Below are 13,827 nucleotides of genomic sequence, written 5' to 3' on the forward strand. Positions count from 1 at the left end.
ATCATGGTGATTCAGCGCAACGCACTACACCTTAAAAAGCTTAAACTTGATTAAAAAAGTAAAGGAAGAATATATTCATGTCAAAGATTATCGGTATTGATTTAGGAACAACGAACTCAGCAGTTGCTGTCCTTGAGGGTGGCGAACCAAAGATTATCACAAACCCAGATGGTGGTCGTACAACACCATCAGTTGTGTCATTTAAAAACGGCGAAAACCAAGTTGGAGATGTGGCTAAGCGACAAGCGATTACCAACCCAGATACAATTATCTCTATCAAGTCACACATGGGTGAAGCAGGATATAAGGTTAGTGCTGGTGGTAAAGATTACCAACCACAAGAAATTTCAGCAATGATTTTGCAATACATTAAAGGTTATGCTGAAGATTATTTAGGTGAAAAGGTTGAAAAGGCTGTTATTACAGTACCAGCTTACTTTAACGATGCACAACGTCAAGCTACTAAAGATGCCGGTAAGATTGCTGGTTTAGAAGTAGAACGTATTATTAACGAACCAACTGCTGCTGCTTTGGCATATGGTTTGGATAAGTTAGACAAAGATGAAAAAATCTTGGTTTATGATTTAGGTGGTGGAACATTTGATGTTTCTATACTTGAATTAGGAGACGGTGTCTTTGAAGTTTTGTCAACAAATGGTGACACACACTTGGGTGGTGACGATTTTGATGATAAGATTATTGATTTCTTGGCTGAACAATTCAAATCAGAAAATGGTGTTGATTTGAAAGATGATAAGTTGGCATTGCAACGTTTGAAGGATGCTGCTGAGTCAGCAAAGAAGACTTTGTCTTCAGCTAATGAGGCACAAATTGATTTGCCATTTATTGCTTCAGGTGAACAAGGACCATTGCATTTACAAACATCATTGTCACGTGCAAAGTTCAATGAATTAACTGCTGAATTGATTAAGCGAGCTGAACAACCTGTATTGCAGGCGCTTAAGGATGCTGGTTTATCATTCTCAGACATCGATGAAGTGATTTTGAACGGTGGATCAACACGTATTCCTGCAGTTCAAGAATCTGTCAAGAAATTGACAAGTAAGGAACCTAACCACTCAATCAACCCTGATGAAGCTGTTGCTTTGGGTGCTGCTGTACAAGGTGGTGTGATTACTGGTGATGTTAAGGATGTTGTTCTTTTGGATGTAACACCTTTGTCATTAGGTATTGAAACAATGGGTGGTGTGTTCACTAAATTGATTGACCGTAACACAACAATTCCTACTTCAAAGTCACAAGTATTCTCAACTGCTGCTGACAACCAACCAGCCGTAGATATTCACGTGCTTCAAGGTGAACGTTCAATGGCTGCTGATAACAAGACTTTGGGTCGTTTCCAATTATCAGATATTCCTGCTGCTAAGCGCGGTGTACCACAAATTGAAGTAACATTTGACATTGACCGTAACGGCATTGTATCAGTTTCTGCTAAAGATTTGGGTACGCAAAAAGAACAAAAGATTACCATTCAAGCTGCTGGTGGTTTGTCAGATGAAGAAATCGAAGCAATGATGAACGAGGCTAAGGCTAATGAAGAAGCTGATGCAAAGAAGAAGGAAGCTGTTGATACACGCAACGAAGCTGATCAATTGATCTTCTCTACAGAAGCAACATTAGAAGAAGTTGGCGACAAGTTGGGTGATGACGATAAAAAACCTACACAAGACGCTTTGGAAGCTTTGAAGAAAGCTAAAGAAGAAGCAGTTGCTGAAGATGCTGATTTGGCAGACTTAAAGGCTAAATCAGATGAATTAGCAAAAGTAGCACAAGAATTAGCTATGAAGTTATATCAACAAGCAGCACCACAAGAAGGTGCTGAAGGTGAAGCTAAGTCAGCTGATGATAATACGGTTGATGGTGATTTTGAAGAAGTTGATCCTGATAAAGACAAGAAGTAATTTAATAGTTTAATCTATTTAAACAAACCGCACGTCACTGAATGCGGTTTGTGTACATAATTTAAAAGGAGCGGGTAATTGAACAATACAGAATATTATGAGCGTCTTGGTGTTGATAAGAATGCGACGCAAGATGAAATTAAAAAAGCTTATCGTAAGTTATCTAAAAAGTACCATCCCGATTTAAACCATGAAGCAGGGGCAGAGGAAAAGTACAAAGAAGTACAAGAAGCCTTTGAAACGCTTGGTGAAGAACAGAAGCGTGCGCAATATGACCAATTTGGACCAGCAGGAGCCAATGGTGGTTTTGGTGGACAAGGCGGATTTGGTGGCTATCAGCAAGGGCAACAAGGCGGGTTTGGTGACTTTTCCGATTTGGGTGATATTTTCAGCCAAATGTTTGGTGGCGGTTTTGATCCTAATCGTCCGCGTAAAGGTCAAGATTTACAGTACCGCATGCGTCTAAACTTTGAAGAAGCTATTTTTGGTAAGAAAGAAACAATCAAGTTCAATCGTGGTGATGGTGCTCATGAAATTGAAGTTACCGTACCTGCAGGTGTTGAAACTGGTCAACAAATGCGTCTTGCTGGTCAAGGTGAAGAAGGTGCTAACGGTGGTCCACGTGGTGATTTGTTCGTTGTCTTCCAAGTTGCACCATCTAAAGACGGATTTGAACGTGACGGCGCAGATATTTACTTAGAAGAGAAGATTGATTTTGTCAGCGCTACATTAGGTGATGAAATTCAAGTCAAATCAGTTCATGGGGATGTTAGTTTAAAGATACCAGCTGGAACACAAACTGGTACACGATTCCGCTTGCGTGGCAAGGGGGCACCTCGCTTACGTGGTACTGGAAACGGTGATCAGTACATTATTGTCAAAATTGATGTACCAACTAAGTTAAACAAGGGTCAGAAGAAGGCTTTGGAAGCATTCCAAGAAGCAACTGATGGCACAAAAAAGAAAAGTTTCTTTGATAAATTGTAAAGTTAGAAAATCGGTTTTTTGGGCGTTGATGTTGCCTGAGACACCGATTTTTAGTCTATAACAATTTGCACAACATCAAGACTATCAATATTATAAAAGTTAACTATAATTAACGCCAAATAAAAAGCAGATACTTAGTTGGTATCTGCTTTTTTGGTTAATCTATATATTTTGTATCATCATTGACTTGCCAAGGGGCTTTTAAATCAATATGGTCATAGTATAAGTGGCCATGCAGATGATCGATTTCATGTTGAAACACAATAGCCGGGTAATCCTTTAACTTAATGGTATGTGTGTCACCACTTTCATCTTGGTAGCGGACTGTAATACGATTGGCGCGGGGAACAAATCCAGGGATATCTTCATCAACGGATAAGCAACCTTCACCGACTTCCAACGCACTTCTTTTCACTGATTCTGAAATAATGACAGGATTGAAAATAGTACCTTTAAAATAGGGGGTTTCTTCATCATGCTCGTGTGGATCTAATGCCGGGATTAAGACTGAACTCATTTTTAATGAATAACCGACTTGTGGGGCAGCAAGTCCAACACCAGGGCGTAAACCATATTTTTCATTTTTTTGGTCATCTTGCGAAACAACAAGATAAGTCATCATATCTTTGGCTAGTTGTGCATATTCGTCACTTAGTGGGAATTTAACTTCTGTTGCTATTTGACGTAACACAGGATCTCCATCGCGTGTTATCTTGTCCATTGTAAATCTAATTGTCATGTTTTTTTTCACCTCATTTATTAGTATATCAAACTAAACAACATGTTAAAATAGAAGTATGAATGAAAATTATACATTACCAATTGATGGCAATTGGACCACTGAAGATATAGTAACAATCTCAAATTTTGTAGATAGTGTACTTAACGTGTATGAAACTGGTGTTTCAAAAGCAACACTAATGTCACGTTATAAGGCTTTTCGTGATGTCATTGTTTCAAAAAGTGAGCAGAAACAATTTGATAAAAATTTTGAGCGGCAAACGGGGCATAGTATTTATCAAACGATGAAACTCGCCCAACAAACAACAAAAGATAAGGTACGCGGATGACTTTACGCCGATTTGAAATTCAAGACATTGATCAGACAGTATTATTATGGCTTGAAGAATTACGAACAAAAACAATTACTGCTATGCAAGATGAATTAACTGTTGGAACAAAAAGTGACGTCCGTGATTTAGTCACAAATGTGGATCGTGCCAATGAAAAGTTGATTAATCAAAAAATTCGTGCTTATGATTCAGAGGCACATATTGTGAGTGAAGAAGGTTTTGGTGATCAGCAACGCGATATGAAAGGGCATGTTTGGTTTGTTGACCCGATTGATGGCACAATGAATTTTGTGAAAGAACGTGAAGAATTTGCAATTATGATTGCCTTGTATATTGATAATCAGCCAGTTTTAGGGTGGATTTTAGATGTTGTCAATAATACAGTGTATCATGGTGGACCGGAAATTGGTGTGTTTGCTAATCAATTACGATTAACGCCTCCTGTGGATGAATCGCTTGCTCAAGGCATTGTATTACTCAGTGGCGCTCGGCTACTTTACGGTATGTTTGGGTACGATCATATTGCGAAGGCAGCTTTAGGTTATCGCGTGATAGGTGCTGCTGGACCGTCCTTCATTCGTGTGATTAGAGGTCAAGCTGTCGGCTATTCGTCTAAAATGATGCCATGGGATTTTGCTGCTGGTCAAGTTTTAGCAAAAACATTAGGTTTATCCGTTTCAGATATTGACGGACAACCATTAGATATGTTATCATCAAACATAGTATTAGTGGCTACAAATCGTGCGCATCGTGATATTTTAGCGTTGCATAAAAGCTAGGGCGCAACTGACCCTAGCTTTTACTATGAGATAAGTGGCATTAAATTAAAGGAGCACTAGGAAATTGGCAAATCGCGAAGATATTCGTAACATCGCTATCATTGCCCACGTCGATCATGGAAAGACGACGTTGGTTAACGAACTTTTAAAACAATCAGATACATTGGACTCACGCAAAGAATTGGGTGATCGTGCAATGGATACAAACGATATCGAAAAAGAACGTGGTATCACCATCTTGTCAAAGAACACAGCCGTTAAGGTTGGAGACAAGCAAATCAACATTTTGGATACACCTGGACACGCTGATTTTGGTGGTGAAGTTGAACGTATCATGGGTATGGTTGATGGTGTCTTGTTGGTTGTTGACGCCTTTGAAGGTACCATGCCACAAACACGTTTCGTTTTGAAAAAAGCGTTTGAACAGAACTTGACACCAATTGTGGTGGTTAACAAAGTTGATCGTCCTGGTGCACGTCCATCAGAAGTTGTCGATGAAGTTTTGGATTTGTTTATTGAACTAGGTGCTGATGAAGAACGCTTAGACTTCCCAGTTATTTTTGCTTCAGCTATGAATGGAACATCATCATTGTCACCAATAGTTGAAGATCAAGAACACACAATGAAGCCTGTCTTTGACAAGATCTTTGAAACAATCCCAGCACCTGTTGATAATTCTGATGAACCATTACAATTCCAAGTTGCTATGTTGGACTATAATGATTTCGTTGGTCGTATCGGTATTGGACGTGTTAAACGTGGCACAATCAAGATGGGTGATAACGTTGAAGTGTTGAAGCTTGACGGTACAACGCAATCATTCCGTGTTACTAAATTAGCTGGATTCATTGGTTTGGATCAAGTTGATATTAATGAAGCTAAGGCTGGAGATTTGATTGCTGTTTCTGGTATGGATGATATTTCAGTTGGTGAAACTGTTGCAGATCCTGCACATCCAGATCCACTACCAATCTTACGTATTGATGAACCAACTTTGCAAATGACTTTCCGTCAAAATGACAGTCCCTTTGCAGGTCGTGAAGGAAAGTTTGTTACGGCTCGCCAAATTGAAGATCGTTTGCGTCGTGAATTGCATACTGATGTATCTTTGCGTGTTGAAGATATAGGTCAAGCTGGGGCTTGGTTAGTATCAGGACGTGGTGAATTGCATTTGTCAATCTTGATTGAAACAATGCGTCGTGAAGGCTTCGAAATACAAGCTTCACGTCCACAAGTTATCTATCGTGAGATTGATGGTGTACAGTCAGAACCTTATGAATCTGTACAAATTGATACACCCGATGAATATGCATCAACTGTTATTGATTCATTGAACCAACGTAAAGGTGAAATGGAAAACATGGAGTCAGTTGGTAATGGTCAAACACGTTTGACATATATGGCACCTTCACGTGGATTAATTGGTTATTCAACTGAATTTATGTCAGCAACACGTGGTTATGGTATTTTTAACCATACTTATGCTGAATACCGCCCAGTTGTTCGTAATTGGGAGCCTGGTCGTCGTAATGGTGCTTTGGTTTCAATTACTCAAGGTACAACTACAAACTATGCGATTATGGGTGTTGAAGATCGTGGGCAAATGTTTATCGGTGCTGGTGTTGATGTTTATGAAGGCATGATTGTTGGTATGAATGCACGTGACAATGATATTTCTGTTAACGTGACAAAGTTAAAGCCACAATCAAACGTTCGTTCATCAAACAAAGACCAAACTTCATCAATCAAGACACCTCGTTTGATGAATTTGGAAGCTAGTTTAGAATTTTTGAATGATGATGAATACGTTGAAGTAACGCCTGAAAACGTACGTATCCGTAAGGCAATTTTGAACACAGCAGAACGTGAAAAGTCAGCTAAACGTCGTAAGGCATCTAACTAAATTTAACATGTATTGAAGGACATTTTTGTTCTTCATTATGGAGATATGGCACAATCTGGTACTGCAACGGACTCGAAATCCGTCGAGCCGCTTTTGGCGGTGTGCGGGTTCAAATCCCGCTATCTCCTTTGGTATACTCTTTTCGCACATAGAGAGAAAATATTTCTTGAGTACAATTTTAATTCATAAAAAGTCAATTCTAATAAATATTAGGACTGACTTTTTTATTTAATTTTTTTCATGATATTTTATATTTAGAGAAAGTATGATAGTATTTACATTGTGAAGTGGAGGAGTATGATAATGTATGCAAAAAGGTTTATTCAATTGTTTATTATTTTTTTAATAACAGTATTTGTTGCAATGTACTGTGTGAAAGTGATTGGTGTTGAAGGCTATTTTTATCAATCGCTTATTTTAACTGTTATCGGTTACATTATTTTAATTGTGCCATTAACTGCTTTAACGATTATGAAGCAAAAAAAGAAATTTAGTTTAAGCACCAATACTAATAAACAGCATGCTTTCCAATCAGCATTAGAAAAGTTAGAGAACATTGTAATTGTATCAACGCTTTCAAATGATGGGATGATGACATCAAGTATTCTAACTTTCAAACAGTCAAAACAGCAAGAGAATGTCTGGTATGTGGTCACTGATAAAAAATCAAAACGTGTTCAGAACATCCATGATACTAAAAAAGTCTCTTTAACAACGTGGTTTGACAAAGAAACGGGTATAAGGATAAGTTCTAATAATATTATGCCAACAGTACTTGAAAATGATGCCCTAAAAGACGAGATCGTGAAGCACAGTGAGATAAAAGAACTAGCAGATAATTTCAATAACAAAGTAATTATTAGACTAGATATCCAATCTGTTTTAGTTGAGTCATTTCGGACTAATCCAACTGTGATATCATTTCAAGACTAAAGTAATAGGAAGTCGTTGAATTATTTGCACTTTTAATCTAATGAGAATGCTTTTGTATTGTAAGCGCTTGCAATTATAAATTATAGATGTTATACTATAGACATAGGTTAGGAGGAAATCCTCATAACAACTTAAGTTGTTGCAATCATTCTTGACGATGATTGGAATGGATTTCTTTCAATCCGATGACAGTTTACTCGAAGTTTGAACTAAGTAGTGGCAAATGGATGCGTTGAGCATTGGTTTAGCAGACAAGTTTGAGCGTAATGGAAATGTTGTATGAGATGTAAATCTCATAAATGTTGACTTAGAGTAGGCTGTTTTTAATGTTTCATGAACCAGTCGCGTATTTCAAAAATCTGAGTGGAATGGGTTATGATTGTGCCAACTAAAGAAGTAGAATGACTTGTAGAGCAGAAAAAGATACAATCATTGATGCTAAAAACTCAGTTAAAAACAGTTTTGGTAATATAAAAAAGTAACTGACCAAAATTATTTGGTTAGTTACTTTTTTTATTTGATAGCGAACAATAATATTTTAAAATTAATATTCAAAAGTGACGCGCACGCCCTCTGGAATAGCAAAATCTTTTTGTAGGAGTGATAATTCACCAGTGGTTTCATCTCGAGCGTATAATGAAACATTATCAGTGTCCTGGTTAGCAACGACTAAGAAAGCTTCATCTTTATCCCAATTCATGTCACGTGGGAATTCACCTTCAGTACTAATGAGCTGAATACGTTCAATCTCGGTACCGCCATTAACAATTTTGAAAACAGCAATTGAATTGTGACCGCGATTAGTAGCATAGATAAAGCGACCATCATGGCTTAAACGTAGGGCAGCTGAGCCATTATGTTCAGTCCAATCAGAGGGAATTGTTGAAGCAGTCATAATATGCTCAAATGAACCATCATCAGAGTTGTACTTTAAGACACTTAACAGGCTTGAAAGCTCACCAAGCACGTAAGCATACTGACCGTTTGGTGAGAAACGAATATGACGTGGACCAAAACCTTCTTCTGTTTTAAAGCGTGAGGCTTCCGTTAGTTGACCGTTGTCGGTGACATCAAAAGTGATGATTTCGTCACTACCTAGATCCACCGCTACTAGCCGTTTATCGGGTGTTAAGTTAGCAAAATGGATATGTGATGAACTTTGCTCTGGTCGGGGACCTGAGCCTTCGTTTTGCCAAGTATCACTTAGTGATAGTGAGCCATCAGCATTAATAGTATATGATTCAACAGTACCGCGGTGATAGTATCCAGCAAAGAGCAGTTGACGGTCCTCATCAATGCCCATATAAGCTGGTGCGGAACCTTCAGTCAATTTGGCGTCAAGTTCAACCACAGGACGTTTTGCATTATCCAATGTGACTACACCACCTTGACCATTACGGTTTTCAACAACGTAAATTTTATTAGCTTTTGAAAGGGCTAAATAAGTAGGATTAGTTAATTGACCAATGAAAGTTGGATTTTGAAGCTGTTTTTTGTCTGTGTCCAATTCTGCTTCATATAAACCTTTTGATAGACGTTTGGTATACGTACCAAACAAAATTTTGTGGATTGCCATATTTATTGTCTCCTTAGTTAAACTACTTCTATAATAGCATATATGTAAGGGGTTTCACAAGTTGAGAAAACGGTTTATTTTCAGTATAATAACATTAAACGAACATTTGTTCAAAAATTAGAGGTTGGTTATGAAATTTATCCATGCAGGCGACATTCATCTAGGAAATCCATTTTTAGGATTAGATCAACAATTACCAGAGCATTTAAAACCAATAATACAAAATGCGACACTGACAACCTTTGGAAAGTTGATTGATTCAGCTATTGCTGAGAACGTTGATTTTGTATTATTTCCAGGGGATTTATACAATTCATCTGAAAGTGGACCACAGATTCAAGAAATGGTGAGTGTACAGTTTGAGAGATTACATGCTGCTGCGATACCTGTATATTTGAGTTTTGGAAACCATGATTTTGAGGCAAATAAGCAAAAACATTTACCATGGCCGGAAAACATTCACATATTTGCACAATCTATAGAAACTAAGTATTTATCTTTAAACAGTGGAGAACAGATAGCTCTGACAGGCTTTAGCTATCAAACACAACGTCAAAAAGAACAACTTATTGATAATTTCCCGCCTAAGGATATAGCAGCAGATTATCATATTGGCTTATATCATGGTGCACTCGGCGTTGACGGTGAAGCATATGCGCCATTTTCTGTTAATGATATGTTAATCAAAAACTATGATTACTGGGCTTTAGGACATATTCACGTTCGGCAAACATTAAATGATTCGCCTTTTATTGGGTACTCGGGCAATTTACAGGGATTAAATCGCAAAGAGGTCGGACCAAAAGGTTATTATTTAGTTACTAGCCATAAAAATAAGTTAATACCCGAATTTAAGCCCGTTGCAGCTGTTATATGGGAAAATCTAACCATTTCAGAAATGGTTGATGAAGATGATTTAGTCACACAAATTGTAGATTATCAAACAGAAAAAACAACACTATTTTCAGTTGATATTACCGCAAAATTAAATAATACACTGATTGAACGCGTGTTAAGCGGGTTAACGTTAGAAAAAGTACGTGCTAAATTGCCAGATAATTTGTGGGTTGTACGTCTTGGGTTGAAAAAAGCACCAACATCTGTATTGGCTGAGGACAATATTGATCAGAAATATTGGAAATCATCGTTACAATCAATTTTTGACAATTTTAATGTATCAGATTATTTATCGAATCAAGCACCTGTTTTTGTTAGAGAGTATTTCATGAGTAAAGAAGGACAAGCTGTGTTACAAGAGAAAATGTGGCAAATTATGCAGGCTAGAAAGGCACGTGATGAATAATGAAAATCAAAAAAGCAGAAATTAGTGGGTTTGGACGATGGTCACAGCAAACCTTCGATTTTTCCGATGGTTTTCAAGCGATTGTTGGTCAAAATGAGTCTGGTAAGTCTACGCTACGTGCTTTCATTATCGGCGTTTTATTTGGTTTTCCAACAAAAAAAGGGCAAAATAATGTATATGATCCTAAAGATGGTAGCAAATATGGCGGTAGTTTAGTTATTACTGTGAGTCAAAATGACTATAAAATTACGCGCATTAGTCGAACACAATCTGAATTGACAATTACAGATATGTCTAGTCAAATAGTGATAGAACACCCGGAAGAATGGTTATCACAACAATTACTACCGTTAACAAGGGCATCGTTTGATGATATCTTTAATTTTAGCCAACGCGATTTAGCACAAATTGCTCAATTAAAACCTATTGAACTACAAAAACTACTGTTAAATATAGGTGCTGTGGGTAGCACAAGTTGGCTTGATGTGGCTAATGATGTTGCCAAGCAATCTGATAAGCAATTTGCTCAGCGTTCGACAGGGAAAAGACCTTTGAATTTAGCCACAAGACGTTATGAGAAGAATAGTGAAGCATTACATGATAAAAATGATGCTGTAGCGGATTATGTAAATGGACAATCAGATATCGAACTGCAACAAAAAGCATTAAATAAGAAACAATCTCAAATATTAGATTTATCAAAAAAAATGCAGGATTTACAATATTTAATGCAACAATATACGCTTTATAAAAAAGCAATGGCATTGAAGGAGACGCTGACCTCTGAAACTACATTAGTGTCAGATGAGGATATTGATGAAGTCCGGCGTCTAGCAATTATGACTGAAACTAGTCAAAAATCTTTGCAAAATCTTAATGAAGAAAAGCAACAACAATCAACAAAAATTAAGCAGGCACCATATGATCAGTCAACTATTGCAAATCTGGAAGTTGAAAATCATCACCTTCAAAATTTAGAAAAAGAACGTGCTGTTTTAATCAACGAAGTTGATGGTATACGATCTAATTTTAAAATTGAGGTACCCAAGCTCCTAACAGACAGTGAGAAAGATGCACTATCTGAAAAAGACTATGGCTTGATAATTATCATTGTTGCCGTCTTATTTGGCGCAGTAATGTACTTTATCTTCAAACCAGCTTTAATTTTAGCTGCGCTCATAGCCGGTCTCGGTTATTTTTTTCTAAAACAACATCGAGATAAGCAGTCTAAAATACGACAACGTTATGGTATGTTGTCAATTACGGAAATTAATACCGCTCAGTCTGATATTCGTAGAATGCTACAGAAAGAGCAACAGATTAGTGAGTTGGATGCTAGTATTGATGCAACTAGAGACACGCTTGTCAATAAACTAGAGCCAATTACTAACTTTCTAAATATAGTGGTGCGCCCTGATGACCTTGAAATGACAATGTCACAATTAATGCATAGCAATGATCAATGGCAGTTACGTTTACAAAACAACGAATTACTATTTGCACAAAGGCAACAACAAATTTTAACTGAAATTCAAAAAATGCAATCCTCACTGTTAGAGTATTCAACTGCAAAGCAAGCTATTTTCAAAAAGTATCAGGTTCAAGATAGTGAGTCATTGATGGCTTTAAAGCAACAAGCAACAGCGCAGTTGCGTAAAAATCAAAGATTCAATGATATGATGCAACAGATCAAGCCAGAGATGATGGAACAATTACAACAAATTGATAGTATTACTGATTTGCAAGAACAATTAGATAACGTAGAAAAAGAGTACAATCAAGCTCAGCAAGCTGCATTTACTAAACAAGCCCAGTTATCAGATTTACAAGCACAGCAACAACAGCGCACGAGTAGTGACCAATTTTTAGCTTTACAGCAAGAACTAGCTAATGAACAGACGATGTTAAACGATCAGTTTGGTGAATATCTTGCTGAAAGATTGACGGTGGATTGGATTAATCGCGCGCTGCAAGCAGCCTCACAAAATCGTTTCCCAAAAATGCAAAAAATTGCTACGCAATATTTTACAAGGTTAACGCAAAATAATTATATTGACATACAATTCGTTAAAGATGATCTGTCACTCGTACAGAAATATGGTCACAAGTTTGGTGTAAGTGAGCTATCAACTGGCACGCAAGAACAGCTCTATGTTGCTCTGAGATTAGCCTTAAGTCAAGTCATTGCAGATATTGTGTCAGTCCCTTTGCTGATTGATGATGGGTTTGTTAACTTTGATGATGATCGGCGAGCAATCATGCTAGATATTTTACAAGAAATAGCGCAGCAACAGCAAATTTTTTATTTTACCACGGCATTTTCAGAGCCACATGTTAAACAAATGATAGCATTATAAAGGGAGTATATTATGGTTAAATTGTTGACAGATTTTCAAGATACTGAGCACATTGATAGTTTTGCGCTAATTAAAAGTGCTGATATACGATTAACTAAAAATGGAAAAACTTATTTAAGTATGGTATTTTCAGATCGCTCAGGCGATTTACCTGGGAACTTATGGGATGCCACTGAATCCCAGATTAGTACATTATTACCTGGTAAGATTGTACAATTACAGGGTGTACGAGGTTCATATCAAGATAAACCACAAGTACAAATTACAAATATTCGTCTGTCCGGTGTTGGGGAACCTGACAACCCAGCTGAGTTTATGGCTCATGCACCAATTAAAGAAGATGAGATGGATGATGAGCTGAACGACTTTATCCTGATGATTACTAACCCAACTTGGAATCGTTTAGTACGTAAATTATTTAATGCTTACCATGATCAGTTTTTACGTTATCCTGCTGCCAAAATGAATCATCATGCGTTTGCAGGTGGGTTAGCTTTTCACTCATTGTCAATTGCAAAATTAGCCAAAAGCGTATCAGCACAGTATACACAACTGAATCAAGACTTACTGATTGCTGGTGCGTTATTACATGATCTAGGCAAGGTAATTGAATTATCTGGACCGATTGCAACAAAATACACAGTTGTTGGTAGTTTAATTGGCCATATCACGCTGATTGATGAACAAATTGTTTTAGCAGCAAATGAATTACACTTTGATTTACAATCAGAAGATATGGTTATATTGCGACACACCATTCTATCTCATCATGGTCAGTTAGAATATGGGTCACCTGTACGCCCCAATATATTGGAAGCAGAAATTTTGCATCAAATCGATGAGATGGATGCTAGCATTCAAATGATAACAGGTGCATTAGAAAAAACGGCTGATGGGTCATTTTCTGACAGGATTTTTGGTTTAGATAACCGGCGTTTCTTTAAATCATCATCAGAGTAAAATAAAAAACGTAACCATTTTGGTTACGTTTTTT

General features: G+C 37.3%; 11 protein-coding genes and 1 tRNA gene. 10 read left to right on the plus strand and 2 right to left on the minus strand.

The window, feature by feature from the left end; all coding sequences use genetic code 11:
- Positions 1-77 precede the first annotated feature (77 nt).
- Together dnaK and HNQ98_RS03440 are read left to right on the plus strand one after the other, a co-directional pair.
- Positions 78-1,922: a molecular chaperone DnaK gene (gene dnaK, locus HNQ98_RS03435; RefSeq protein WP_014974171.1), complete on the plus strand. Its 1,845-nt coding sequence runs from the start codon at positions 78-80 to the stop codon at positions 1,920-1,922.
- A gap of 78 nt (positions 1,923-2,000) precedes the next feature.
- Positions 2,001-2,909 carry a DnaJ C-terminal domain-containing protein gene (locus HNQ98_RS03440; protein ID WP_014974172.1) on the plus strand — a complete coding sequence of 303 codons (909 nt, stop codon included), beginning with the start codon at positions 2,001-2,003 and terminating at the stop codon, positions 2,907-2,909.
- A gap of 157 nt (positions 2,910-3,066) precedes the next feature.
- Here HNQ98_RS03440 and def read toward each other — a convergent pair whose 3' ends face one another.
- Entirely contained in the window at positions 3,067-3,648 is a 582-nt protein-coding gene (def, locus tag HNQ98_RS03445) for a peptide deformylase (RefSeq protein WP_014974173.1), read from the minus strand.
- A gap of 58 nt (positions 3,649-3,706) precedes the next feature.
- Here def and HNQ98_RS03450 point away from each other — a divergent pair, with 58 nt between their 5' ends.
- The 5 genes from HNQ98_RS03450 to HNQ98_RS03470 all read left to right on the plus strand — a co-directional run bounded on the left by HNQ98_RS03450 (position 3,707) and on the right by HNQ98_RS03470 (position 7,597).
- The gene (locus tag HNQ98_RS03450) at positions 3,707-3,979 is read left to right on the plus strand and encodes a UPF0223 family protein (protein WP_135197311.1); all 273 of its coding nucleotides are present in this window, start codon (positions 3,707-3,709) and stop codon (positions 3,977-3,979) included.
- Positions 3,976-4,761, plus strand: a complete 786-nt coding sequence (locus tag HNQ98_RS03455; protein ID WP_135197312.1) for an inositol monophosphatase family protein — start codon at positions 3,976-3,978, stop codon at positions 4,759-4,761. The genes HNQ98_RS03450 and HNQ98_RS03455 overlap by 4 nt, the downstream gene beginning before the upstream one ends.
- 64 nt (positions 4,762-4,825) lie before the next feature.
- Complete coding sequence (gene typA, locus HNQ98_RS03460; RefSeq protein WP_014974176.1) at positions 4,826-6,664, plus strand: translational GTPase TypA; 1,839 nt, start codon at positions 4,826-4,828, stop codon at positions 6,662-6,664.
- A gap of 39 nt (positions 6,665-6,703) precedes the next feature.
- Positions 6,704-6,792: transfer RNA gene (locus HNQ98_RS03465), tRNA-Ser, on the plus strand.
- Between the two features lie 175 nt (positions 6,793-6,967).
- Positions 6,968-7,597 carry a pyridoxamine 5'-phosphate oxidase family protein gene (locus HNQ98_RS03470; RefSeq protein ID WP_135197313.1) on the plus strand — a complete coding sequence of 210 codons (630 nt, stop codon included), beginning with the start codon at positions 6,968-6,970 and terminating at the stop codon, positions 7,595-7,597.
- A 544-nt stretch (positions 7,598-8,141) separates the two neighbouring features.
- Here HNQ98_RS03470 and HNQ98_RS03475 read toward each other — a convergent pair.
- Positions 8,142-9,173 carry a lactonase family protein gene (locus HNQ98_RS03475; protein ID WP_135197314.1) on the minus strand — a complete coding sequence of 344 codons (1,032 nt, stop codon included), beginning with the start codon at positions 9,171-9,173 and terminating at the stop codon, positions 8,142-8,144.
- Between the two features lie 130 nt (positions 9,174-9,303).
- Here HNQ98_RS03475 and HNQ98_RS03480 point away from each other — a divergent pair, with 130 nt between their 5' ends.
- From HNQ98_RS03480 to HNQ98_RS03490, 3 genes are read left to right on the plus strand one after another with little or no spacing between them, the layout of a single operon-like run.
- A complete protein-coding gene (locus tag HNQ98_RS03480) occupies positions 9,304-10,476 on the plus strand; it encodes a metallophosphoesterase family protein (protein ID WP_135197315.1) in 1,173 nt (390 codons plus the stop codon).
- The gene (locus tag HNQ98_RS03485) at positions 10,476-12,833 is read left to right on the plus strand and encodes an ATP-binding protein (protein ID WP_135197316.1); all 2,358 of its coding nucleotides are present in this window, start codon (positions 10,476-10,478) and stop codon (positions 12,831-12,833) included. The genes HNQ98_RS03480 and HNQ98_RS03485 overlap by 1 nt, the downstream gene beginning before the upstream one ends.
- A 12-nt stretch (positions 12,834-12,845) precedes the next feature.
- Entirely contained in the window at positions 12,846-13,793 is a 948-nt protein-coding gene (locus HNQ98_RS03490; protein WP_135197317.1) for a 3'-5' exoribonuclease YhaM family protein, read from the plus strand.
- Positions 13,794-13,827 lie beyond the last annotated feature (34 nt).

Origin of the sequence: Leuconostoc carnosum (assembly GCF_014207505.1) — a bacterium.
GTDB lineage: Bacteria > Bacillota > Bacilli > Lactobacillales > Lactobacillaceae > Leuconostoc > Leuconostoc carnosum.

Bases quoted from the DNA above. Each gene is read 5' to 3' on its own strand.
- dnaK (WP_014974171.1), top strand. From the start codon at position 78: ATGTCAAAGATTATCGGTATTGATTTAGGAACAACGAACTCAGCAGTT.
- def (WP_014974173.1), bottom strand. From the start codon at position 3,648: ATGACAATTAGATTTACAATGGACAAGATAACACGCGATGGAGATCCT.
- HNQ98_RS03450 (WP_135197311.1), top strand. From the start codon at position 3,707: ATGAATGAAAATTATACATTACCAATTGATGGCAATTGGACCACTGAA.
- HNQ98_RS03455 (WP_135197312.1), top strand. From the start codon at position 3,976: ATGACTTTACGCCGATTTGAAATTCAAGACATTGATCAGACAGTATTA.
- HNQ98_RS03470 (WP_135197313.1), top strand. From the start codon at position 6,968: ATGTATGCAAAAAGGTTTATTCAATTGTTTATTATTTTTTTAATAACA.
- HNQ98_RS03475 (WP_135197314.1), bottom strand. From the start codon at position 9,173: ATGGCAATCCACAAAATTTTGTTTGGTACGTATACCAAACGTCTATCA.
- HNQ98_RS03480 (WP_135197315.1), top strand. From the start codon at position 9,304: ATGAAATTTATCCATGCAGGCGACATTCATCTAGGAAATCCATTTTTA.
- HNQ98_RS03485 (WP_135197316.1), top strand. From the start codon at position 10,476: ATGAAAATCAAAAAAGCAGAAATTAGTGGGTTTGGACGATGGTCACAG.
- HNQ98_RS03490 (WP_135197317.1), top strand. From the start codon at position 12,846: ATGGTTAAATTGTTGACAGATTTTCAAGATACTGAGCACATTGATAGT.